Raw genomic sequence first — 23,628 nt, forward strand, 5'->3', positions numbered from 1 at the left:
AGCGGTTTATATGGAAGATCACAGGCGCTTAGGCTATTTTGCCTAATCATCGAAGATAGTTTCGATGATTAGGCTTAGGAGGTTGCCGATGCTCGACGAACTCGATCGCCGCATTCTGGATATCCTGGCCGCAAATGCGCGCGTGTCGCTGAAGGAACTGGCGCAGGAGGCGGGCCTGTCCTCGCCCAGCGCCGCCGAACGGCTGCGCAAGCTCGAAGAGCGCGGCGTGCTCGACGGTTTCACCATCGCCCTCAATCCGGTGAAGCTGGGCTATCCGCTCCAGGCGATCATCCGCGTCCGGCCTATGCCGGGCATGCTGCATATCGTCGAAAAGCTGATTCAGGAGACGCCGCAGATCGTCGAATGCGACAAGGTCACCGGCGACGACTGCTTCATCGCCAAGCTGTACGTGCGGGATATGGCGGAACTCGACACGTTGCTCGATCGCATCGCCGAGAAGGCGCAAACCAACACGTCGATCGTCAAGTCGACACCGGTGAAGCGGCGCTTGCCGCCGCTTATCTGATCGGGCTTTTCGAGATCACGCAATTGCGGGCGAAAAATCGCTGCGCACTTTTTTTGGGAATGCTCTAGACGCCGGTCGAGCCGAAGCCACCGGCGCCGCGTTGCGTCTCGCTGGCGCTGCCGGCCTCGCGCACGCTCACTTGGGTCACCGGCGCGATCACCATCTGAGCGATGCGCATGCCGCGCTCGACGACGAAATCCTGGTCGCCGAGATTGACGAGCAGAACCTTCACTTCGCCGCGATAGTCGCTGTCGATCGTGCCCGGCGTATTGAGGCAGGTGATGCCGTTCTTGAAGGCAAGGCCCGAGCGCGGGCGGATCTGCGCCTCATAGCCGGCCGGGATCTCGAAGATGAAGCCGGTCGGCACCAGCGCCCGCTTTCCCGGCGCAAGCGTCATCGGCTCGCCGGCGGCAACGGCGGCGCGCAAGTCCATGCCGGCAGCACCCTCGGTCTCATAGGCTGGCAGGTCCAATGCCTCGCCATGCGGCAGGCGGATGAGGGTGAGGGCGGGCTTGGTCTGGGGCGTGTGCATGGTCATTGATCCATAAGCCGGGCGCTCGCTGCACCGGTCAATTGCATAATGAGGGCCGAGCCTGTAAAGACGCGGCAACTCACAGGATTCTACGATATGGCAGAAAGTCTCGCCGAGGCGGTATCCCGCCGCCGCACATTTGCGATCATCGCCCACCCCGACGCGGGTAAGACCACCCTCACCGAAAAGCTGCTGCTGTTCGGCGGCGCCATTCAGCTCGCCGGGGAAGTCAAAGCCAAGAAGGATCGCATCCAGACCCGTTCGGACTGGATGAAGATCGAGCGCGAGCGCGGCATCTCGGTCGTCACCTCGGTGATGACCTTCGAATATGGCGGCAACGTCTTCAACATTCTCGACACGCCCGGCCACGAAGACTTCGCCGACGACACCTACCGCACGCTGACGGCAGTCGACGCAGCGGTCATGGTGATCGACGCCGCCAAGGGTATCGAGCCGCGGACGCTGAAGCTGTTCGAAGTCTGCCGCATGCGCGACATCCCGATCATCACCTTCGTCAACAAGATGGACCGCGAGAGCCGCGACCCCTTCGAGATTTTGGACGAGGTCGAGGAGAAGCTGGCGCTCGATTGCGCGCCGGTGACCTGGCCGATCGGCCGCTCGAAGACCTTCTGCGGTTCCTACCACCTTGCCGACAACACCGTGCGTGGGGCCGACACCCAGGAAGTGCTGACCCGGGTCAACGGTCCAGAGATGGTCGCCCACCGCCTCCCGGAAAACGAGCGCGACGCCTTCATCGAAGAAACGTCGCTGGCGATCGAGGCCTGCAAGCCCTTCGACAAGAAGGCCTTCCTTGAAGGCCATCTGACGCCGGTGTTCTTCGGCTCGGCGCTGCGCAACTACGGTGTGCGCGATCTGATCAACGCGCTCGGCGAGATCGCCCCGCCGCCGCGCGACCAGGTTGCCGACACGCGTACTGTGCATGCGACCGACGACAAGATGACCGCCTTCGTCTTCAAGATCCAGGCGAACATGGACCCCAACCACCGCGACCGCATCGCCTTCGCCCGCGTCTGCTCCGGCAAGCTTGAGCGTGGCATGAAGGCGCGGCTGGCGCGCACCGGCAAGCAGCTGGGCCTCAGCGCCCCGCAGTTCTTCTTCGCCTCGCAGCGCCAGCTGGCCGATACGGCCTATGCCGGCGACGTCGTCGGCATCCCGAACCACGGCACCCTTCGCATCGGCGATACGCTGACCGAGGGCGAACATCTGGTCTTCCAGGGCGTGCCGAACTTCTCGCCGGAAATCCTGCGCCGCGTGCGCTTGGAAGATGCGATGAAGGCCAAGAAGCTGAAGGAAGCGCTGCAGCAGATGGCCGAAGAGGGCGTCGTTCAGCTGTTCTCGCCGGAAGACGGCTCGCCGGCGATCGTCGGCGTCGTCGGCGCGCTGCAGCTCGACGTTCTGAAGGAGCGTCTGCAGGGCGAATACGGACTGCCGGTCTCCTTCGAAATGTCGCGTTTCTCCGTCTGTCGCTGGATCTCGTCCGACCAGCCCGCCGAGCTCGACAAGTTCGTCACCGCCCGCCGCGGCGACATCGCCCGCGATCTCGATGGCGACCCGGTCTTCCTGGCGCAGGACAGCTTCTCGCTGCGTTACGAGGCCGAGCGCTACCCGGCGATCAAGATGGTCGCCATCAAGGAGTACCACGTCGCCAAGGCGGCGTGAGCGACACCGATATCAGCCGGCGGGATACGCCGGCTGATCCCCAGCCGTTCAGGGAGTGTCCCTTCAGAGGGTCGACATGCGCAGCGCCAGCACCAGCTGTGTCACCCGGAGCGTCACGAAGGCATAGATCGCCAGAAGCAGGATTTGCAGCGCCAGATGCCGGCGGACCTTCGACAGTCGGTGCAGGCCATCCGCCAGATTGAGCAGAAACAGGACGATGCCGATGGTGGAGACGATGTAACCTGCCACGGCGGTGTTCGGCAGTCCCTTGATATCGAGGCTGCGACCGTTCTCGACCGCATGCATGCCGGCGGCGATCACCAGCGTCGCGACCACCAGGTTGCGCACGTGGCGAAAAATCTCCTCGAGCCCGCCATTCTCGAACAGCATCCGCCGCACCAGGCTGACTTTCGAGCGCATTCCTTCTGTCATCGCTGCCTCTTGTTGACTGCATGAACCTTCAGCTCAGCCTTGATCCAACGGCGTAACCATGCGGCATTTCCGGTGAGCTGCGATGGCGCGCGCGATGTCGACGTGCACGCTGCCGCTTGCTGCGAGGCCGCGATAGTATGTCCGCTTGGCCCTGCGTCAAAGACTTTCGCTGCGCGCTGCCTGTCCGCTGGAAACAAGGGCAAAGCGCGGTGCGCCTCGGCTGAGCAGCGCCGCCGTCGGACGAACGTGCCAGGTGACGCCGATGGCTTCCTTAAGGGCCGTAACAAGCTCGGCCACATCCGCGGCGGCGGTTTCATGCAACGCTTCGGCGACGATGAGGGCTGACGTCGTCTGCGGGCGGATCGCCGAATGGCCGCTTTGCCTGTTGGTCCAGCGGCGAGCATGGGCGCGTCCAGCCGCGTCGCGAAAGATCACTTCATCCGGTTCGGGGTGCTCCGTCTCGCCGGAGAAGGTGGCGTAGACCTCGTCCCCTTTTGCACGCGTCACTTCGAGATTGCCGGCGATGCGCGAAAGATCGAAAACGGCGATGGGAATGGCAAAGGCGAGGGAAATGGCGTTGCAAAGGTCGATCAGCGGATGGATCGACGGCAGGTCGCCCTCTTTCCGGAACCGACGCAGCAGCGCCTCCGACGCGCAGCGATACTGCGTCGGCTTCAACCCCATCCTGGAAAACGTCCGGCGCCAGGCCTGGATTTCCGCAAGCTCGCCTTCCGGACTTGCCACGAGGGCGTTCCTGGCAATGGCCTGAAATCGGGCCACGGCATCGGCCACCGAAACGTCGCTGCTGATACCTTCGACGTGGAGTGTACCCGCCGCAAGCTCGGGAAAATCACGCCAGATGCTGTCTGAATGCTGGAAGTGCATGGGGTGCCTCGAAATGAAGGGGGAGAACGGGGTCAGCTTTGCGTCTGACCTGTCGTCTTGGACCGGAGATGCGGCATGGCAAGGCTGAGGACGGCGACAAGCACGCAGCCGATGCCAGTGAGCTGGTTGATACTGACGGGTTCGCCGAGAAGGGCGAAGGCGAGCAGAACGGCGGAGACGGGCGCAAGAGCGGTAAAGACCGCGGCTTCCGTTCCGTTGACCCTGGCGGAGCCCGCATACCAGAGGATGAAGCCGGCAATCGTTGGCACCAAGGCGTAGTACAGCACGGCCGCCAGCGACTGCATCGCGACGACCTGCATCGAAGGAGCCTCGAAGAGAGCGGGGACGATCGCCACGCCCACACCCATGCCGGCCATGATGGTCGAGAGGGCGAGAGGCGCGATCGGCGTTCGGATACGCTTGTTGATCAGGATGAACAGCCCTTCGCAAACCACCGCGCCAAAGACGAGCGCGATGCCGAGCGCCGAGTGGTGCGCACCGTCGTCGGGCCGCAGCACGATCGTTAGCACGCCTGCTGCCGCCAACCCGATCGCGATCAGGGTCGAACGGCTGGGGCGTTCGCCGAGCAGCAGGATGGCGATGGCGGCGGAGACCACGGGAAGCGTGCCGATAACGACGCCGGCATCCGCCGCCGAACTGTAGCGCAATCCGGCGATCAGAAGTGTCGTATAGCCGACGCTGCCGGCGCCTGCCTGCAGGAGGAGGATCAGCCATTCGCGCCGTTCAAGCTTTGGCCAGGATGTTTGTGTCAGGCGCATCAAGGCGAGGAACAGCGGAAAGGCGACGGCGAAGCGCAAGGCGGTAGCAACAAAGGGCGGCAGGCCGGAAGCGATCAGCTTGCTGGCGATCACCGTGCTGCCCACCATGACCATCGCCAGCGAAAGATAGAGATACCCTTGAAATTTTTCCGTCATTCGGCCACTCCTGCGTTGGCGCGCAAGAAACCTCATCCGGGTCTTTCGGTCTTGAACGGAATTGCAGGCGGCAATGCCGTTCGTGCGGAAATGCTCAGCGGCCCTGCATCAGTGACCTGCACAAAAGCGAGAGCGCAAGGCGCAGTCTCGGGTCAGTGGAAGGATTCGGCATAGGCGCCGGGCGAAATGCCGTACTTGCGCACGAAAATCCGCGTCATGTGGCTCTGGTCGGCAAAGCCGCCCTCCGCCGCCGCCTCGGCAAGCGGCACACCGCGCGCGATCAGCCTCCGCGCCAGATCGATGCGGCGCTGCACGAGATACGCATGCGGCGTCAGCCCGAAGCTTTTGGAAAAACCGCGCACCACCTGAAACCGGCTGAGGCCCGCCGCCTGTGCAAGATCGGACAGGGTGACGGCGACGTTCGGATCGTCGTCGATCAGGCTTTGCGCCCTGGCGATCGCCTGCGGCACGCGCCCGCCATGCCTTTGGCCGTCACGCTCGTGCATCACGTCGGCAAGCAGCAAAAGCGTGCACTCCTCGTCGAGCATCTCGCCTCGATCGCCATCGCGCGCGGTGATTGCGCTGAAAAGCGCCTGAAAGTGTCTGGACGTCCGCACATCATGGAAGGCGGGGGCGGTGAACTCCGCAATCCGCGTCCGGCCCTGGCTGATGTCCTCCATGGCGTTGCCGATCACGACCGGGTCGAAATAGAGCATCCGCCACGACCGTCCGGCATCGCCGATCGGCATGCCGTCATGGACCTCGCCGGGGTTGACCGTAATCATGTCGCCGGCTCCGGCTTCGACCATGCCGCGGCCGCTCAGCGATTTCTGGGCTCCCTGGTGGATGAGGCCGATGCCGAATTGCTCATGGGTGTGGCGTGCAAAAACGTGCCCCGACGAGGCAGCGACGGCCTCGACGCCGCCAATGCGGCAGGGGAGTATCGTGAAGCTGCCCTTTGTCATCGCTCCGCCTGCTCGGGCACAGGCGGCCCGTCGGATGTTTCTGTCATTCTCTTACAACGGCCGCGGCTTTCCGGCCATGGGGATCTGCAAAAACCGCCGGCTGGATCCGCCGGGGCGGCGCGACAAAAGGCGCTGGCCTGGGCGGATGCTTTCGCCCTTGCGGCGTTGCAATCGGCGTCCGCATCGGTAAATTCCGCCATCGAAAGACGATGACGACTGGAGAATTGCCGAATGCTGGACCTGCGCCTTCACTTCCTCGAAGCCGACGGATCCCTTGCACCCTGGCGCGAGACGATTCTCACTGACGTGCAGATGACGGCGGAGCGTATCGGCGGCAGCGTTTCAGCATCCGACAGGTCCGCACCCGTCGATGTCCTCATCGAACGCCGGCCGGGTGAAACGATTCCGGAGCTTGGTCTGTCGGGTGCCTGTTACCGCCGCGGGCTCGTGACTGTGACGCTGGATCCTGACAATCCCAACTTCGAGGCCAGCCTCGCCAAAGGCGCGTTGCGAAAGACACTCACGCACGAGCTTCACCATTCTTTCCGTCATGCGTCTTGCGGCTATGGTTTCAGGCTGGGAGAGGTCCTGGTCACCGAAGGTCTGGCCGACGCCTTTGACGCGGAGATCAACGGTGGCGACGGCAATCCGTGGAACCACGCTGTCCCTGCGCAAGACTGGTTGAGATTGATCGAGCGGGCCGAACTGGAGCTCTGGGCCGACGGCTATAACCACAGCGCCTGGTTCTTCGGCTGGAACGGTCATGGCGACCCGCTGCCGCGCTGGGCCGGCTATTCGATCGGCTACCACCTGGTCAGAGCATATCTCGCTGCCAACCCGGACGCGCGTCCGTCGCAGATGACGGGGACGCCGGCGCCGGAGGTGATCGGCCGGGCGTGGGCGCATCTAAAAGCCGGAAAATCGTTAACCGTCTGACGAAGTTAATCCCGCTCGTGACCGGGCAGCGTGCCGACGTCGTGGATCCAGGGGAGGGAGGAAGAGCGCCAGATCTGGGATTTCGGGCAGAGCGCGCGGCGCTGGTTGATCGTGCCGAGGCGAATGCCGACCTCATCTGCATCCTCGTCCGTGCCGGTGGTGTAGACTGGCGAGCCGCAGTTCGGGCAGAAGAACTGCAGGCGCTTGCGGCCGTTTTCCGCGGTTTTGACGTAAAGCTTCGGCTCGCCGCCGGTCAGCCGGAAATTCTCGCGTGCCGTACCCGCCGTCACCCGGTAGGCCGAGCCCGTCAGCTGCTGGCAATCGGTGCAGTGGCAGATCGCGACATCGTCCGGGTCGATCTCCGCCTCATAGGTCACGAAGCCGCAATGGCATTGTCCGTCGATCCGCATGGCACAGCCTCCCTGAACGGCCGTAACCTAGTGCGGCCGGACGCATCCGTCCATCGCATCGATCTGTCTATCGGGAGGCTGGCCCGTTCGGTGCGCACCCAAGATCGTGGCGGATGGGTGCGCGATCTGGCGGCTAAACGCCGGTAAACAGCCACTCATGTTCGCGGGCATTGTGGAATTTCCACACCCGCTTCGGTCCGGCCATGACATTGAGATAGTAGACATCGTAACCGTGTACGGCGGCAACCGGATGATATCCCCTGGGCACCAGCGTCACGTCTCCGTCTTCCACCGCCATGGTCTCGTCCAGCAAGCGGTCGTCGGTGTAGACGCGCTGCATGGCAAAGCCCTGCGGCGGGTTCAGGCGGTGATAATAGGTTTCTTCCAGATAGCTCTCGGCCGGCAGGTCGTCCTGGTCGTGCTTGTGCGGCGGATAGGAGGAGGTGTGCCCACCGGGCGTGATCACCTCGACCACCAGCAGCGACTGCGCGGAGCTGTCGTCCTCGGGCATGATGTTGGTGACATAGCGGGTGTTGGTGCCCTTGCCGCGGGTCATCTGCGGGTGCGTTCCCGGCCTGATCACCTTGGCCTTGAAACCCTCGCCGCCCGGGGCCGAGCAGATCGCGAGATCGAGATCGGTCGTTGCCGTCGCCTGCCAGCGGCTGCCCTTCGGCACGTAGACGGCATAGGGCTGTCCCTCGAACGGCGTCATCCGCTCGCCAAGCTCGCCGAAATCGTCGCCATCGACGGAGACCTTGGCCTTGCCGGAGACCAGCACGAGGCAGATTTCCTTGTCGCCGGCCTCGCCATCAGCAGTCTCGCCTGGCTTCAGCCGGTTGAGCGCAAAGCCGACATAGGTCCAGCCCGCACTTTCCGGTGTGACGTCCTGCATCAGGCCGGACTTGGCTTTCGGTTTGACGAGCAGCTTGGGCATGGGATGGTCTCCTGAAATTTTTTGGGGGCGCCGAGTGCGCAGAATGCCCCTCACCCTGCCCCTCACCCTGGCCCTCGCCCCGCAGGCGGGGAGAGGGGATCTTGGAGTTTTTCTCGCCCGTTCTTCGCGATTGGGGTTGAACGGCGCGGCATATCCCTTCTCCCCGCGAGCGGGGAGAAGGTGGCGGCAGCCGGATAAGGGGCACGCCCAAACCCGGAAACCGAAAGCTTACTTGTCGAGCCCCGCTTCCCTGGCAAATGCCTTCAGCGACTTCAGCCCCAGCGATTGATACTCGAAGGGATTGCGAACGGCCGAATCCTGTTCCGCCTCGATCACCAGCCAGCCATCGTAATTGTGCTCGGCGGCAATTTTCAGCACGGGCAGAAAGTCGACGCCGCCTTCGCTGTCGCCGGGGACGGTGAAGACGCCGCGGCGCACGCCCTCGAGGAAGGAGAGGCCTTCGCCCTCGACGACCTTGCGCACCGCCGTGCGCACGTTCTTGCAATGGACATGGCGGACGCGGTGCATATACTTTTTCGCGACCTCGGCCGGGTCGGAGCCACCGAACCAGGCATGGCCGGTGTCGAGCAGGAGCTTGGTCGCCGGACCGGTGTTCTGCATGAGGAGGTCGATTTCCTCGCCGGTCTGGACGATCGTGCCCATGTGGTGATGGTAGACGAGGTCGATGCCCTGATCGGCGCAATATTGCGCGATCGCCTCGAGGTCGGCGCCGAACGTCTTCCACTGGTCGGCCGGCAGCACCGGCTTGTCGCTCGCGACCGACTTGGTGTCGTCGCCATGGATGGCGTTCGAGGTCTCGCAGATGATCGCCACCTTGCAGCCATTGTGCTTCAGGAGATCGAGATGCGGCTGGATCGACTTCTTCTCGGTTTCGACGTCATGGGTGAGCAGGTTGGTCGAGTGCCAGCCGGAGACGAAGACGAGGTCGTAGGATGCGAGCTTCGCCTTCAGCGCTTCCGGATCGGAAGGCATCTTGTGGCCTTTCTCGATACCGTCGAAGCCGATCTTCTGGCAATCGGACAGGCAATCCTCAAGCGTCAGATGCGCGCCGATCGAGTGATCGTCGTCGTTGCTCCAGGCGATCGGGTTGGTTCCGTAGCGGATCATGTCAGTCGTTTCCTATAGCATTGTCCGCTTGGCGCGGACCGTTCGTTTTGTCTCATGAATGCGCAGCGGAAGGGCAATGGCCCCTTATCCGGCTGCCGCCACCTTCTCCCCGCAGGCAGGGAGAAGGGAAATGCCGCGCCCTCCATGTTCCCGCTCTACGATAGGGGAAAGGCATGCACAGTGCCGTGTGAAGTCCCCTCTCCCCGCGTGCGGGGAGAGGGCTAGGGTGAGGGGCCGATTGCTGGGCTCAATCCGTTCGGACATCGCCCGATAGGCAAAAGCGCCCGCGCGAAAAACGCGAGCGCCGAAAGGGTGCTCTCAGCCGAAGCGCTGGGAGGCGAGCGCCTTCTCGTAGCCCTTGCGGGCTTCGTTGACCTGAGTGCGGTTCGAAACCTCGGGGACCGCCACATCCCACCAGTGGCCGCCTTCGTCGGTGGTGACCAGCGGGTCGGTGTCGATGACGATTACAGTGGTGCGCGCCTCGCCCGCCGTTTCCTTCAACGCCGATTCCAGCTCCGAGATCGAGTCGACCTTGCGGGTCAGCGCACCCATGGCCGCGGCATGCGCGGCGAAATCGATCTGCGGCAGCTCGACATGGTGGGTGTCGGCCAGCAAGTTGTTGAAGTTGGCGCCGCCGGTTGCCATCTGCAGCCGGTTGATGCAGCCGTAGCCGGCATTGTCGAGCAGCACGATGGTGATCTTGGCGCCGAGCATGATCGACGAGGCGATCTCCGAATTCAGCATCATGTAGCTGCCGTCGCCCACCATGACGATGACATCGCTGTCTGGCCGCGCGAGCTTGGCGCCGAGGCCGCCGGCGACCTCATAGCCCATGGTCGAGAAGCCGTATTCCATGTGGTAGCCGCCGGGCGTTTCCGCCTGCCAGAGCTTGTGCAGCTCACCGGGCAGGCCGCCTGCCGCGCAGACGAGGACGGTATCCGCTCCGCCGCGGGCACGCTGGACCGCGCCGATCACCTGCGCGTCCGAAGGCAGCGCCGCATTGGTGGTTGCCGTCGCCTTGTCGGCAGCCTTCAGCCACTCTGTCTTTCCGGCCTTCGCCTTGTCGGTCCAGGCGGCGTCGACCTTGTGATTGCCGAGCCCAGTGGAAATGCGCTCGAGGCCGATCCGCGCATCGGCGACCAGCGGCAGTCCCTCATGCTTGGCGGCATCGAACGGCTGGACATTGAGGCCGATGATCTTCAGCCCCTCGTTCTTGAACAGCGCCCAGGAGCCGGTGGTAAAATCCTGCAGCCGCGATCCGACGGCGAGCACGACGTCGGCAGCTTCCGCCAGCTGGTTGGAGGCCGACGTGCCGGTGACGCCGACCGACCCCATGTTGAGCGGGTGGCTGTGTGGCAGCGAGGATTTGCCGGCCTGTGTCTCGACGACGGGAATGCCGTGCTTTTCCGCGAAAGCGGCCAGCGCCTTGCTGGCCTCAGAATAGAGCACGCCGCCGCCGGCGATGATCACCGGCGACTTCGCCGCCTTCAGCGCCGCAATCGCCGCTGCCAGTTCGTCGGCATCGGGCTCGATGCGGCGCGAGGACCAGACCTTTTCGTCGAAGAAGGCTTCCGGATAATCATAGGCTTCCGCCTGCACGTCCTGGCAAAGCGACAGCGTCACCGGGCCGCAATCGGCCGGATCCGTCAGCACCTGCATGGCGCGGCGCAGCGCCGGGATGATCTGCTCCGGCCGGGTGATGCGGTCGAAATAGCGCGAGACCGGACGGAAGCAGTCATTGGCCGAGATCGTGCCGTCGGCAAAACCTTCCACCTGCTGCAGCACCGGATCGGGCCGGCGGTTGGCGAAGACGTCGCCGGGCAGGAACAGCACCGGCAGGCGATTGACATGGGCAAGGGCTGCCGAGGTCACCATGTTGAGAGCGCCCGGGCCGATCGAGGTGGTGCAGGCCATGAAGCGACGGCGGAAGCTTGCCTTGGCAAAGGCGATCGCCGCATTGGCCATGCCCTGCTCGTTCTGGGCGCGGTAGGTCGGCAGCGTGTCCTTGATGCCATGCAGCGCCTCGCCGACGCCGGCGACGTTGCCGTGGCCGAAGATCGCGAAGACGCCGCCGAAGATCGGCACCTTGTTGCCGTCGATGACGGTCATCTGGCGGGTCAGGAACCGCGCCACGGCCTGTGCCATGGTCAGGCGCACGGTCTTCTGGCTCATACTCTGTTTCCTCCTCGTGGCGAAATCATCCCGTTTCGCCCACTCGCATCATTTCCTGGACAGGGGCAGGCGCGTCAGCCCGCCCCAACCCTATGCCGCTTTTGTTTCACCCAGCTGCAGCCAGAGATCGACCAGCGCCTTGAATTTTCCCGCCATGTCGGCGATCGCCTGCTCGTCGGTCATGGTGCCGCCGAGCCAGGCCTTGCTGGCATCGGCAAATATGGTGCGGCCGACGGCAAAGCCTTTGACCGTCTTCGACGTGCGGGCCGCGGCAAAACCTTCCTTCAGCGCCTCGTAGGGCGCTTCAAGGCCGAGCAGCACCACGCCGCGGCAGAGCGGATCGCGCTGTTCGATGACCGCATCGATCGCCGCCCAGGCGTTCCGGCTTGCCTGCGGCTCCAGCTTCCACCAGTCGGGCTTGAGGCCGGCATCGTAGAGTTCGTTGAGGGCACGCGGAATGGTCTGGTCGTCGAGCTTGCCGTGTTTGCCGGCGATGATCTCGATCAGGATTTCGCGGCCGACCTTGCGCGCCGCCTCGAAGGCCGAACGGAGCTTGGCAATCTGCGTCGCCTTCATCTCGGCCGGATCGTCCGGGTGGTAGAAGGACAGCACCTTGATGCAGTGGTCGACCGGCCAGTCGATCAGGCGGCTGCCGAGGTCCTGGCTGAATTCGAACTGCAGCGGCCGCGAGCCCGGAAGCTCGATCGGCTTGCCGATCCAGAAATCGCGGTGGGCGCCGGCGGCATAAAGCGCGTCGCGGCCATATTTGTCGTCGATCAGCATGCCGAAGCCGGAGCGGCCGGCAGCCACTTGCGCTGCGGCCTTGACCGCCAGCACCTTGAAGGCGGGGATGCGGGCGAGCAGTTCGGGATTGCCGGCGGCCGCATCTTCGAGCTGGCTACGGTGGTCGATCGCCAGCGCCATCAACAGCGGGATCTCGCGGCGGCGCGTGGTTGCCCAGTGAACGTGGTTGATCGCCTCGTCCTTGCGCAGCGCCCGTTCCTTGCTGCCCTTCTCCAGGAAGAACTGCAGCTCGGTCCAGGTCGGAATTTCCGGCGCGCAGAGCAGGCGGGAAACGGCAAAGGCGCCGCAGGCATTGGCCCAGGTGGCGGATGTCACATGCGGCTCGTTCTTCAGCCAGCCGCGCAGGAAGCCGGACATGAAGGCGTCACCGGCGCCGAGCACGTTGTAGACCTCGATCGGGAAACCCTTGCCGATGATACCGTCCTCGAGATCGTCGGAGATCGGGCCGTCATAGACGATGCAGCCCATGGGCCCACGCTTCAGGACGATCGTCGCCGTCGACAGCGCCCGGATGGTCTTCAGCGCCTGCAAGAGGTCGCTTTCGCCCGATGCGATCAGCACCTCTTCCTCGGTGCCGACGATCAGGTCGCAATCGGCAAGGACGGTCTTCAAATGGGTCGAAACGCGATCGGAGGCGATGTATCGGCTTTCGCCCGCGTCATGGCCGGCGAGGCCCCAGAGGTTCGGGCGGTAGTCGATGTCGAAGACGATCTTGGCGCCGTTCTCCTTGGCAAGGCGCATCGCCTTGCGCTGTGCCGCATCGGTGTTGGGCTTGGAAAAATGCGTGCCGGAAACGAGGATCGCCCGAGCAGCGCGGATGAACTCTTCGGAAACGTCATCTTCGCATAGCGCGTTGTCGGCGCAGTTGTCGCGGTAGAACAGCAGCGGGAAGGACTTGTCGTTCTCGACCGCAAGGATGGCGAGCGCCGTCAGGCGCTCCGGATCGGTGACGATGCCGCGGGTCTCGACACCTTCGCGGGTGAGCTGCTCACGGATGAAGCGACCCATCTGCTCGTCGCCGACGCGGGTGAGAAGCGCGGACTTCAGGCCGAGGCGCGCAGTGCCGACCGAGATGTTGCAGGGGCAGCCGCCGACCGATTTCGCAAAGCTCGAAACGTCCTCGAGCCGGGTGCCGATCTGCTGGCCGTAAAGGTCGACAGAGGCCCGACCGATGGTGATGAGGTCGAGCGGCTTTGCTCCCTGTGACGAAACGTTCTGGCTCACTGCTTCCTCCCCGCGGACGCCTTTGCGGCCCCGACCATTCTCGTTCTGTGGGTGATGCAGGTATGAAACATAAATTCCGGCGTTTCGTCAATATAGAATTTTCATTCTATCCGTTCTATTCGGTCCTCGCCTCTTCTTGCAGGCGGTGACGCTTCTCGGCAATCGCGACGGTTAGCGCCATGGCGAAGGCCATGCTGGCCGAAAGCGAGCGGAAACCGGCGTGATCCGCCTCCACCAGTTCGAACCAGACCTTGGAGGATTCGGCGAGCGGCGAGAAAGCAGAATCGGTCAGCGACACGACCGGCACCTTGCGTTCGGCAAGCAGTCGCGCCTGGGCGGCGCTTTCGGAGGCATAAGGCGAGAAGCTGACCGCAAAGGCGGCGTCGTTCTTGCCGGCCATCGCCAGCATGTCGTCGTCGATGCCGGCGGCGGTGCCGACCAGCTGATACTTCACCTTCAGCTTGCCGAAGGCATAGGCCATGTAGCTGGAGATCGGATAGGAGCGGCGCTTAGCGATCAGGTAGACCGTCTCGGCCTTGGCGAGAATATCGACCGCGCGCTCGAAGGCTTCCGGATCGACTGAGGTTGCAATGTTGTCGAGCGAGCGGTGGGCGGCGGCGACGAAACCGTTGAAGATCGAGCCGCTCTCGAGCTTGCTGTGCTCGTTTTCGCTGAGCGCCTTCAGCCGGTCTTCGTAGCCGGGCGTGCGCTCGCGCAACCGGGCACGGAAGATCTGCTGCAGGCTGGAGAAACCCTCGAAGCCGAAGTGCTGGGCAAAACGCACCAGCGTCGATGGCTGGACGTCGGCGGAGGTGGCGATGCTCGCGGCGGTGCCGAAGGCTATCTCGTCGGGATTGTCGAGCGAATAGGCGGCCACCTGCTTCAGCCGTTTGGGCAGCTGCGCCTTTCGCTCCAGAATGACCGTCTTCAGCGCCTCGAAATCCTGCGGGACCTCCGTCGTCGTTTCAGGCGTTGCCATTCTTGTCCGTCTCCAGTGTGACCCGTGTTCGTTTGTGACCTCACACTAATCGATTGGTGACAGTTGGGATAGAACAGGCGTTCCATTTTTTGTCGCCTCTTCCATTTCGGCTTTCTCAGCCGATCTGCACCCATTCATTGGTCTTTGCCGACTGGTAGGTGGCTGACAGGACCTTCTGGACTTCGTAGCCTTCGCGGAAATCTGTCGATGGCGATTTGCCCTTGGCGATCGCCTCCAGGAATTCGTTGACCTCGATCGCCTTCAGGTCGTTGAAGCCGATCTGGTGCCCGGGGGCGACGCAGAAGGCGCCATAGGGCGGATGCTCGGGGCCGGCCCAGATGGTGCGGAAACCGCGCGTGCGGATATCGTCGCCGGTCTTGTAGAGGCGGATCTCGTTCAATCGCTCCTGGGTGAAGACGATGCTGCCCTTGGAGCCGTAGATCTCGAAATCGTGCTGCATCTTGCGGCCGGTGGCGATCCAGTTGGCCTCGAAGCTGCCCGTGGCACCATTCTCGAAACGCACGAAGGCGCGGGTGATGTCGTCGACCTCCACAGCGCGCATCTCGCTCGCGCCGGCAGAGACGGGCCGCTCGGGGATCTGGATGATGGTTTCGGCCAGCACCGAACGGATCGGCCCGACGAGGTGGCGCATGGAGGCGATGATGTGGCTGCCGATATCGGCAAGCGCTCCGCCACCGCTAGCCGGATTGAGCCGCCAGCCCCACGGCACCGAGGCGTCGGCCATGAAATCTTCGGCATGAACGCCGCGCATCGAACGGATCTCGCCGATCTCGCCGCTTTCGATGATGTCCTTGGCGAGGAAGATCAGCGGGTTCTTCAAGTAGTTGAAGCCGACCTGGGTGACGACGCCGGCCTTCTCGGCAGCCGCGACCATTTCGGCGCAATCGGCAACCGTCGGTGCCAGCGGCTTTTCGCAATAGACGTGTTTGCCATGGGCGATGGCTGCGAGTGCCATTTCCTTGTGCAGAAGGTTCGGTGTGGTGATGTCGATGATGTCGATATCCGGGTCGGTGAGCAGCTCGCGCCAGTCCGCCGTCGCCTTGCGAAAGCCGAGGCGCTGGCGGGCGTTTTCGGCACTCTCGACGGTCACATCGGCGACCGACACCAGATCGAGCTCGAACGGCAGGTCGAAGACCCGCGCGGCGATGGTGAAGCCGAGCGCGTGCGCCTTGCCCATGAAGCCGGTGCCGATCAGGCCGACGCCCAGTTTTTTCTTGCTGCTCATGCCATTCCTCCGGGGGTCAGCGACCTGTGTCGTGGCTCGGAATGAAATGAAATGTGCAGGATTTGTCAATATGGAATATTTGTTCGAAAATGAGTTTGAGCGCGATAGAGGGATATTGCCCCGTGTTTCGGTCAATACAGCGCGACCCGGTCGCCTAAGATACGTTCGTTGGCGACCAGATGAATTTGTTAACGCATTTTTACCATGTTTCGTCGGAACATCCCCCATGGTTAACGAATCGCATCCGTATGCGCGGGCGAAACCGGAGTGATGTCAGCATGTGCCGCTGGGCAGCCTATCGCGGGGAGCCGCTTTATCTCGAGGAACTGGTGACCTCTCCGGCGCACTCGCTGATCGAGCAGTCCCATTGCGCCACACGGGCGAAGACGGCGACCAACGGCGACGGCTTCGGCATCGCCTGGTATGGCGACCATCCGGAACCTGGCCGCTACCGCGACATTCTTCCCGCCTGGTCCGACTGCAACCTAAAAAGCATCGCCCGCCAGATCCGCTCGCCGCTGTTTCTGGCCCATGTGCGTGCGGCGACCGGCGGCGGCACGCGGCGGGACAATTGTCATCCCTTCGTCTTCGGCCGCTGGTCCTTCATGCACAACGGCCAGATCGGCGATTTCGAGCATCTGCGCCGGCCGATGGAAAGCATGCTCGACAATGACCTTTATTCTGCCCGCACCGGCACGACGGATTCCGAGCTTCTGTTCCTGCTCGCCATGCAGTTCGGGCTCGACCACGATCCGCTCGGTGCGATCGCCGAGGCGCTGGCCTTCATCGAACAGCTTGCCGCACATCTGGAGCGCCAGGTTCTGGTGCGGTTCACCGCCGCCTTTTCCGACGGCCACGATCTTTACGCGGTGCGCTACGCCTCCGACTGGAAGGCGCCGACGCTCTATGCAGCCCCCATGGGCCCGAGCGGCGGCTACTGTCTCGTCTCCGAGCCGCTCAACGACGATGACAGCGCCTGGGTCGAAATCCCCGACGGCACAGCGGTGATTGTCGGCGAAAACGGTGTTGATGTGCGACTGTTTTCGACGCAGGGCGCGCCGGTGCGAAAGTATCGTACGGCCTGAGCCGCCAGCATGTTTGGCGGATGAAGGCGACCGCATAGCTCGCGACGCTGCCACTGCCCCTCATCCGTTTGCCGCCACCTTCTCCCCGCAGGCGGGGAGAAGGGACATGCCGCACTCTCACCGAATCCAATAATCTGCTGCTGGCGCTTTGCTCGCGCGGGGCACGTGCCCTCGCCCCGCTGGCGGGGAGAGGGCTAGGGTGAGGGGCTTTCTGTAAAAGGGCGTGAGGGGCCTCGCTAAAGCCAACAGATCAACCCCGCTCTTTTCGCTCCAGCTCAGCCGCAATCAGCGCCGCCAACTTCTCCGCAACCGCGTCCTTGTCCATATCAGGCCAGTCGTCGTTGCCGGCGGCCGAGATCAGCTTCACCCGGTTGCGGTCTCCGCCCATGATGCCGGTCGCCGGTGACACGTCGTTGGCGAGGATATAGTCGGCGCCCTTGCGCTCAAGCTTGGAGCGGCCGTTGTCGGCGACGTTCTCCGTCTCGGCGGCAAAGCCGACGACCAGCGTCGGCCGGTCGGCATGGTGGCCGACGGTCTTGAGGATATCCGGGTTCTCGGCGAGTTGGAGCGGCGGCGGCGCTTCGCCGGGCTTCTTCTTGATCTTGTAGCCGGCGGCACTGGCCACGCGCCAGTCGGCGACGGCGGCAACCATGACCGCCACATCGGCGGGAAGGGCTGATAGCACCGCATCGCGCATTTCCTCGGCGCGCTCGACGCGGATCACTTTCACCCCAGCGGGGTCGGGGATCGTCACCGGACCGGACACCAGCGTCACGTCGGCACCGAGCCTGGCAAGGGCGGCGGCAATGGCGTGGCCCTGCTTGCCCGAGGAACGGTTGGCGATGTAGCGCACCGGATCGATCGGCTCATGCGTCGGGCCAGAGGTCACGATTGCCTTGCGGCCGGCAAGCGGTCTCGGACCGCCCGCAAACAGGCTTTCGACCGCAGCGACGATCGCCAGCGGCTCGCTCATGCGGCCTTCGCCGGCTTCGCCGCTTTCCGCCATTTCGCCGGCTTCCGGGCCGATGAAACGGATGCCGTCGGCGCCAAGCGTCGCGCGGTTGCGCCGGGTCGCCGGATGAGCCCACATCCTCGGGTTCATCGCCGGCGCGACCAGAACCGGGCGGTCGGTGGCAAGCAGGATCGTCGAAGCGAGATCGTCGGCATGACCGTTCGCCATCTTTGCCATCAGGTCGGCGGTGGCGGGCGCGACGACGATCAGATCGCATTCGCGCGCCAGCCGGATATGGCCGACATCCTGCTCGTCCTCGCGCGAAAACAGGTCGAGATAGACATGAGAGGCCGAAAGTGCGCCGACGGCAAGCGGTGTGACGAACTGTTGAGCGCCTGACGTCATGACAGGGCGGACAATGGCGCCGCGCTCGCGCAGGCGCCGGATCAGATCCAGGCTCTTGTAGGCCGCAATGCCGCCGGAGATGATCAGGAGAATGCGCTTGCCCGACAGTGTCATCGCGTCCCGGCCTTTCGGCCGCCTTCTTCTCCAGCGCTTTGCGCCGGTCCAGCCATGTTGTTCGACAGCGTCCTTCCAGCAGGTTTGCCGATGAAGAATGCGGTTCGCGGCGACCCTACTTGAGCGTTTCATCGGGCGCAATGCACCGGGCCGGCACGCCGCGCACGCGCACATTTCCAGCGGTAAGGTCGGAGCGGCAACACCCGGATCGCAAACCCCGCCCGGCGAGGAAAGCCGTCTGCGGTGGAACCGGTTCGGCATCGCGAAGCCGCCAGAAAATCGCGCCTGGTGATCGCTGCGCTTAGGCCACCCCTTTCAGGGAAGCGATTGTCCCTTGGTATCCGCCGACCGAAGGCGCATACTCTTTTTCATCATCGGCCGATCGTTCGGGCGTCGATGACTGGGAGATCGTTGCGCTTTCGCCCCAACCGAGGAGATCGCGGCATGTACCCGGTCGACGGATTTCGAGGGCGGCCAATTCTTCCGACAGAGTTTCCGATGATCGAGGACGTCTTTCGAGATGTCGTGCGGGTCCGCTATCCAGCACTGGAGCGTGACGAGCTTGAGACGCTTCTGTCCCGACTTTCGGATTTGCATCGGAGTGGTTCTAAAGATCGGGCGCGTTGCGTCCAGTAGTTCCCCATCCTTGAAGACAGCTGCCGCCGACAACCGAACGGATAACAAAATTGCACGCAGGTGATCGCGTGGCCTGAGCCTTCATGGGCGACGGGCAGTCAGACACCAGGGAGAATGCCATGTTTCACACGCTTGCTTCGCACTTTCGTCGCTACGACTACACGCTTGCCGCCATCAAGGCATCGCTCGTGCTTGCCCTGCTGATGATCGCGCTGATGACGCTCAACGGTCTCGTCTGGTAGATCCGCGCGATCGCTCCGGAGTGACGGCAATGACCCGCCCTGGCCACTTCACGGCATCGCCGCCTTGAAGAAGACACGAACAGTGCTATCTTCACGGCGATAGCAATCGCCAAAGGATACAAGCATCGATGGATTTCCACCTGACAGCAAAGCTCGCTCTTTTTGCCATCAGGGACATCCGTATCCATGCCTGTTTCGATCTCGCTCTCCCATCTCACCTGGTCCACGCCTGACGGTCGCAGCCTCTTTTCCGACCTGAACCTGACCTTCGGCCCGGGCCGCTCCGGCCTTGTCGGGCGCAATGGCGTCGGCAAAAGCACGCTCCTGAAGCTGATTGCCGGATCGCTGCAGCCGCAGGCCGGAACAGTCTCGGTCGACGGCAGCCTCGGCATCCTGCGCCAGACGGTGCAGGTCGGCGAAGAGAAGACCGTTGCCGACCTCTTCGGCATTGCCGATGCGTTGACGCTTCTCGATCGTGCGGAGGAAGGCACGGCCAGCATCGACGAGCTGTCGATAGCCGACTGGACGCTGGAGGCGCGACTGGCCGAGGCTCTCGCGCGCCTCGGACTTGAGGCAGAGGCACGCACGCCGCTCTCGTCGCTATCAGGCGGACAACTGACCCGCGCCAAGCTGGCGGCATTGGTCTTTGCCGATCCCGATTTCATCCTGCTCGATGAACCCACCAACAATCTCGATCGCGCCGGGCGGGTAGCGGTGATCGAGCTGATGGCGAACTGGCGCGGCGGCGCCATCGTCGTCAGCCATGATCGCGCGTTGCTCGACAGGATGGATACGATCGTCGAACTCACCTCTCTCGGCGCCACCAGTTACGGCGGCAACTGGAGCCTCTATCGCGAGCGCAAGGCGATCGAGCTCGCCTCCGCTCGCCGCGATCTCGCCGATGCCGAACGACGCCTTGCCGAGGTCGACCGTAAGACGCAGGCGATTGCCGAACGCAAGGCCCGCAAGGACAGCGCCGGGCGCCGGAAGCGCGCCCAGGGCGACGAGCCGCTGCTGCTGCTCGATGCCCGCAAGGAGCGCAGCGAAAAGACCGGCGGCGACAATGCGCGCCTTGCCGAACGCCGGCGCGACCAGGCGCTCGGCGATCTCACGGCTGCCCGCGACCGCATCGAAATCCTGCAGCCGTTTTCGGTGCGGCTGCCTTCGACCGGACTGCCGCCCGGCCGCGTTGTCCTGCAGGTGGACAAAGTCAGCGCCGGCTACATCCCGGGCCATCCGGTGCTCGCCGATCTGTCCCTGACGATATCAGGGCCGGAACGGGTAGCGATCACCGGCCGCAACGGTTCGGGCAAGACGACGTTTTTGTCGCTGCTCACCGGCACGCTTACGCCCTGGTCGGGGAATGTCCGGGGCCTGGCGGACTTCGCCATGCTGGACCAGCAGGTAACTCTGCTCGATCCAGAACTATCGATCCGCGACAATTTCCGTCGGCTCAATCCGGAAGCCGGCGAAAATGCCTGCCGGGCGGCGCTCGCGCGCTTCATGTTCCGCGCGGACGCGGCGCTTCAGCGCGTCTCCAGTCTCAGCGGTGGCCAGATGCTGCGCGCGGGGCTTGCCTGCGTGCTCGGTGGCGACAGCCCACCGCCGCTTCTGATCCTCGACGAACCGACCAACCATCTCGATATCGAATCCATTGAGGCGGTGGAGGCGGGGCTGCGGGCCCTCGATGGGGCGCTCATCGTTGTCAGCCACGACGAGGCGTTTCTGGAGGCCGTCGGGATCACGCGTCGGATCGATCTGTCCGAGCTGTTGGACGGCCGCCGCGCCGCCGCTTGCTAGCGGGCTCGGTTTCGCGCGGCACGCGGATGTCGGGCGCTATTGCGCCCATTTGACGTCGCCGGTAAAGGCGATCGTCAGCCAGCGGTCGCGCCCGGCTTCGCCAATTTCTTCGCCGATCTCGGCGCGGATCGCATCGAGGCTCGCAAGCGTCCCAAATTTGGTTTCAGCCGATCCGATCAGGTAGATCTCGATCAGTCGGGCACGCCCGACCTTGGCGACGTAGGTGCGATAATCGGCAAAGCCGTGGCGGCTGGCAGCGCCGCGGGCGGCCTCGCGCACCTTTTCGTCCAGCTCGACCGGCGCCACGAGGAAGATGTCCTTCAATGCGGCATAGACCGTCTTCAGCGGCAGCGGGATCAGGCACAGCGTCAGAACCACCAGGATCGCCGGGTCGGCATAGGGCGTCCAGCTTTCGTAAGCGGTCCCTTCCAGCGTTGCCGCGACGACGAAGGCGACGAGCAGGGCCGCGGTTATCGTGCCCGACATCGCCCAGGCGCGCACGTCGAGCGCCAGGAATTCGGAGCCGATCATGCGGTTCGCCCGCCGCCCGTAGAAGAACATCACGACGCAGATGACGACGACGACAGCGGCATAGGCGATTGCCCAGTCGAAGGCGAGTTCGCGCCCGCCCGTCAGCAGTGAGCCGACCGCGTTGATCAGCGCGTAGAAGGAAAGCGTGGCGAGCAGGCCGGCGTTGAGCAGCAGCACCATCGGCTCGATATGCCAGAACCCCATCTGAAAGCGGCTGCTTTCCCTCGGGATCAGCCGCGTCACACCGAGCGCCAGCAGCGTCATGGCGGCGTCGACGGCGGAAAACACCCCGTCGAACACGATCGATACCGATCCGGACAAGAGGCCGAAGAGCACGCCTGTCGCACCGACGACGATGGTTGCAGCGATCGATCGCTTGAGGACTATTTGTTCGGTGGCGGCGGTCATGATCTTGTATTCACTCCTGTTTCGACGCGGTGCGTAGGCGGTGCCGGTGACGAAATGGTGACGATGATCACTCAAGTTGCGGGATGGTAGCGTTTGGCGTAAGCAAGCGAAAGCGACAGGAGCGCTCTCTTGCGGTGATGGTGTGAGGCACCCGCCGGCGAACGGAGGCTGGGTAGAGCAGCGAGCCTGGACGGGGCGTTGCTGCGGGTGTCAGGCCGCGGGAGCCGGCCTCGCCTTACGCAAGTTGACCGAGCCGCATGAGATCCCCGCCCAGGGCGCCGCGATCGACCGTGCCTGTACGGGCCGCCTGCGGGCGTGGCGGCGGCATGGAGTGGCCGATCGCAAACAGGAGCGCACTTGCCGCCGAGAACAGCGCGAACAACAGGAACATGCCGGCGCCGCCGATCGCGCCGAGCGCGAGGCCGCCGATGAGCGGGCCAAGAAAATTGCCGACCGACGACAGGGAATGCGCGCCGAAATAGGTGCCGCGATTGCCGGCATCGGAGATGCCATCGACCAGTACATATTCCGAGGGCACGACCAGCACCTCGCCGATGGTGAAGAGGATCATCGAAGCGACGAGCATTTCCATCCCTGACGAAGCTGCAAAGCCGATTTCACCCAGCAGGAACAGCAGGCAACCGAACGAAAGCGCCTTGAGCGCACCGATCCGCTCAATGACGAAGCGGGCGGGCGTGCTGGCGATCAGCACCGTCGCGGCATTGGTGGACACCAGCAGCGCGAAGAGCGTGACGCCATCTTCGAAACCGGTGTTGAGATATTGCGACAGGGTCACCGACCACTGACCGTGTACGGCGAGAAGCAGGGTGCCGCCGATGACGAAGAACACCAGTCGTCGGTCGCGCAAGGCGGCAACAAGCCCGCGCCAGCCACCGGTCGCCTGTGATGCCGCAGCAGTCTCTGTCGCTGGCCGGTCGCTCGCGTCGGGAACGGTGACGAACAGCACGAGGCCGAAGGCCGCATGCATCAGGCCGGCAAGGACGAACAGCGTCGCATAGGCAGCACCGATCCAGACGCCGATCAGCGGCCCGACGGCCCAGCCGGCATTGATGGCGAGATAGCGCCAGGAAAAGACCCGCAGCCGTAGGTGCGGCGGTGCGGTGTCGCTCATCAAGGCGCGCGAAACCGGCTCGTAGACAGCGGCTGCGACCGCAGAGACGACATGCGCCAGCGCGAAGGCGGCGATCGATTGTGCCAGTCCGAGCCCGGCCAGCGCCAGTCCGGCCATGCACAATGCCGCGGTCAGCACACCCTTTCGACCGATGCGGTCGGACAGGGTTCCGGCAAACGGGCTGACCATCGCGCCGACGAGCGGGCCGGCACCGATCAGGGCACCAATGCCGGCCGGGCTCAGCCCGAAATCCTTCTGCAGGCGGATCGCCAGGAACGTCAGGCTCATGCCCTTGGCGATCGTCACAACGCCGGAGCCGGCGATGAGGAGCAGCGCAATCAGGCGACCCGTACGTTCGGAATAGGCATTCATCGCAGACACTCGCAGGCTGGAAGCCGCCGATGTTCGGTGACGAACGCCGACGGGAGGGAAGGGAAACTCGTTTGCGCGAATACACCTATCGCGTGTGCGCGACAAGGGGTGTGATTGTGGACCAATCGTCCATCGACCAGCGTGGATGGTGTGTGCGAGCACC

At 63.9% G+C, this 23,628-nt stretch carries 21 protein-coding genes; 6 read left to right on the plus strand and 15 right to left on the minus strand.

Annotated elements, in window-relative coordinates:
* The first annotated feature begins 88 nt into the window (after positions 1–88).
* Entirely contained in the window at positions 89–526 is a 438-nt protein-coding gene (locus tag HT585_RS01340) for an Lrp/AsnC family transcriptional regulator (protein WP_176351283.1), read from the plus strand.
* A gap of 64 nt (positions 527–590) precedes the next feature.
* Here the strand turns inward: HT585_RS01340 and dut are convergent, their stop codons facing one another.
* Positions 591–1,058, minus strand: a complete 468-nt coding sequence (dut, locus tag HT585_RS01345; RefSeq protein ID WP_425513711.1) for a dUTP diphosphatase — start codon at positions 1,056–1,058, stop codon at positions 591–593.
* Positions 1,059–1,154: 96 nt separating this feature from the next.
* Here dut and HT585_RS01350 point away from each other — a divergent pair, with 96 nt between their 5' ends.
* Positions 1,155–2,738, plus strand: coding sequence for a peptide chain release factor 3 (locus HT585_RS01350; RefSeq protein WP_176351285.1), 1,584 nt, complete (start codon positions 1,155–1,157; stop codon positions 2,736–2,738).
* Positions 2,739–2,801: 63 nt separating this feature from the next.
* On the opposite strand, the gene HT585_RS01355 is transcribed toward HT585_RS01350, so the two are convergent.
* The 4 genes from HT585_RS01355 to HT585_RS01370 form a co-directional block, all read right to left on the minus strand.
* Positions 2,802–3,170, minus strand: a complete 369-nt coding sequence (locus HT585_RS01355) for a hypothetical protein (protein WP_176351286.1) — start codon at positions 3,168–3,170, stop codon at positions 2,802–2,804.
* A gap of 156 nt (positions 3,171–3,326) precedes the next feature.
* The gene (locus HT585_RS01360; RefSeq protein WP_176351287.1) at positions 3,327–4,055 is read right to left on the minus strand and encodes a B3/B4 domain-containing protein; all 729 of its coding nucleotides are present in this window, start codon (positions 4,053–4,055) and stop codon (positions 3,327–3,329) included.
* A 32-nt stretch (positions 4,056–4,087) separates the two neighbouring features.
* Positions 4,088–4,990 carry a DMT family transporter gene (locus HT585_RS01365; RefSeq protein ID WP_176351288.1) on the minus strand — a complete coding sequence of 301 codons (903 nt, stop codon included), beginning with the start codon at positions 4,988–4,990 and terminating at the stop codon, positions 4,088–4,090.
* Between the two features lie 152 nt (positions 4,991–5,142).
* Complete coding sequence (locus tag HT585_RS01370; protein WP_176351289.1) at positions 5,143–5,955, minus strand: AraC family transcriptional regulator; 813 nt, start codon at positions 5,953–5,955, stop codon at positions 5,143–5,145.
* Between the two features lie 231 nt (positions 5,956–6,186).
* Here HT585_RS01370 and HT585_RS01375 point away from each other — a divergent pair, with 231 nt between their 5' ends.
* Positions 6,187–6,891, plus strand: coding sequence for a DUF2268 domain-containing putative Zn-dependent protease (locus tag HT585_RS01375; RefSeq protein WP_176351290.1), 705 nt, complete (start codon positions 6,187–6,189; stop codon positions 6,889–6,891).
* 5 nt (positions 6,892–6,896) lie between these two features.
* Here the strand turns inward: HT585_RS01375 and HT585_RS01380 are convergent, their stop codons facing one another.
* From HT585_RS01380 to HT585_RS01410, 7 genes are all read right to left on the minus strand, one after another.
* A complete protein-coding gene (locus HT585_RS01380; protein ID WP_176351291.1) occupies positions 6,897–7,301 on the minus strand; it encodes a GFA family protein in 405 nt (134 codons plus the stop codon).
* Positions 7,302–7,434: 133 nt separating this feature from the next.
* Complete coding sequence (gene iolB / locus HT585_RS01385; protein WP_176351292.1) at positions 7,435–8,235, minus strand: 5-deoxy-glucuronate isomerase; 801 nt, start codon at positions 8,233–8,235, stop codon at positions 7,435–7,437.
* A 228-nt stretch (positions 8,236–8,463) separates the two neighbouring features.
* Positions 8,464–9,363 carry a myo-inosose-2 dehydratase gene (iolE, locus tag HT585_RS01390; RefSeq protein WP_176351293.1) on the minus strand — a complete coding sequence of 300 codons (900 nt, stop codon included), beginning with the start codon at positions 9,361–9,363 and terminating at the stop codon, positions 8,464–8,466.
* Between the two features lie 318 nt (positions 9,364–9,681).
* Positions 9,682–11,535: a 3D-(3,5/4)-trihydroxycyclohexane-1,2-dione acylhydrolase (decyclizing) gene (gene iolD / locus HT585_RS01395; RefSeq protein WP_176351294.1), complete on the minus strand. Its 1,854-nt coding sequence runs from the start codon at positions 11,533–11,535 to the stop codon at positions 9,682–9,684.
* A 90-nt stretch (positions 11,536–11,625) separates the two neighbouring features.
* Entirely contained in the window at positions 11,626–13,563 is a 1,938-nt protein-coding gene (locus HT585_RS01400) for a bifunctional 5-dehydro-2-deoxygluconokinase/5-dehydro-2-deoxyphosphogluconate aldolase (RefSeq protein WP_176351295.1), read from the minus strand.
* A gap of 115 nt (positions 13,564–13,678) precedes the next feature.
* Positions 13,679–14,542, minus strand: coding sequence for a MurR/RpiR family transcriptional regulator (locus HT585_RS01405; RefSeq protein ID WP_173418772.1), 864 nt, complete (start codon positions 14,540–14,542; stop codon positions 13,679–13,681).
* A 115-nt stretch (positions 14,543–14,657) separates the two neighbouring features.
* Positions 14,658–15,788, minus strand: coding sequence for a Gfo/Idh/MocA family protein (locus HT585_RS01410; protein ID WP_176351296.1), 1,131 nt, complete (start codon positions 15,786–15,788; stop codon positions 14,658–14,660).
* 278 nt (positions 15,789–16,066) lie between these two features.
* On the opposite strand from HT585_RS01410, the gene HT585_RS01415 reads away from it, so the two are divergent.
* Complete coding sequence (locus HT585_RS01415) at positions 16,067–16,873, plus strand: class II glutamine amidotransferase (protein WP_176351297.1); 807 nt, start codon at positions 16,067–16,069, stop codon at positions 16,871–16,873.
* Between the two features lie 250 nt (positions 16,874–17,123).
* Here HT585_RS01415 and coaBC read toward each other — a convergent pair whose 3' ends face one another.
* On the minus strand, positions 17,124–18,344 hold the full coding sequence (gene coaBC, locus HT585_RS01420) for a bifunctional phosphopantothenoylcysteine decarboxylase/phosphopantothenate--cysteine ligase CoaBC (protein ID WP_176351298.1): 1,221 nt from the start codon (positions 18,342–18,344) through the stop codon (positions 17,124–17,126).
* A gap of 755 nt (positions 18,345–19,099) precedes the next feature.
* Between coaBC and HT585_RS32045 the strand changes: the two genes are divergently transcribed.
* On the plus strand, positions 19,100–19,222 hold the full coding sequence (locus tag HT585_RS32045; protein ID WP_281410658.1) for a hypothetical protein: 123 nt from the start codon (positions 19,100–19,102) through the stop codon (positions 19,220–19,222).
* Positions 19,223–19,408: 186 nt separating this feature from the next.
* A complete protein-coding gene (locus HT585_RS01425) occupies positions 19,409–21,022 on the plus strand; it encodes an ABC-F family ATP-binding cassette domain-containing protein (protein ID WP_176351299.1) in 1,614 nt (537 codons plus the stop codon).
* Between the two features lie 36 nt (positions 21,023–21,058).
* Here the strand turns inward: HT585_RS01425 and HT585_RS01430 are convergent, their stop codons facing one another.
* Together HT585_RS01430 and HT585_RS01435 are read right to left on the minus strand one after the other, a co-directional pair.
* Complete coding sequence (locus HT585_RS01430; RefSeq protein WP_176351300.1) at positions 21,059–21,961, minus strand: cation diffusion facilitator family transporter; 903 nt, start codon at positions 21,959–21,961, stop codon at positions 21,059–21,061.
* Positions 21,962–22,196: 235 nt separating this feature from the next.
* Entirely contained in the window at positions 22,197–23,465 is a 1,269-nt protein-coding gene (locus HT585_RS01435; RefSeq protein ID WP_176351301.1) for an MFS transporter, read from the minus strand.
* Positions 23,466–23,628: the final 163 nt, after the last annotated feature.

Source organism: Ensifer oleiphilus (assembly GCF_013371465.1).
Lineage (GTDB): Bacteria > Pseudomonadota > Alphaproteobacteria > Rhizobiales > Rhizobiaceae > Ensifer > Ensifer oleiphilus.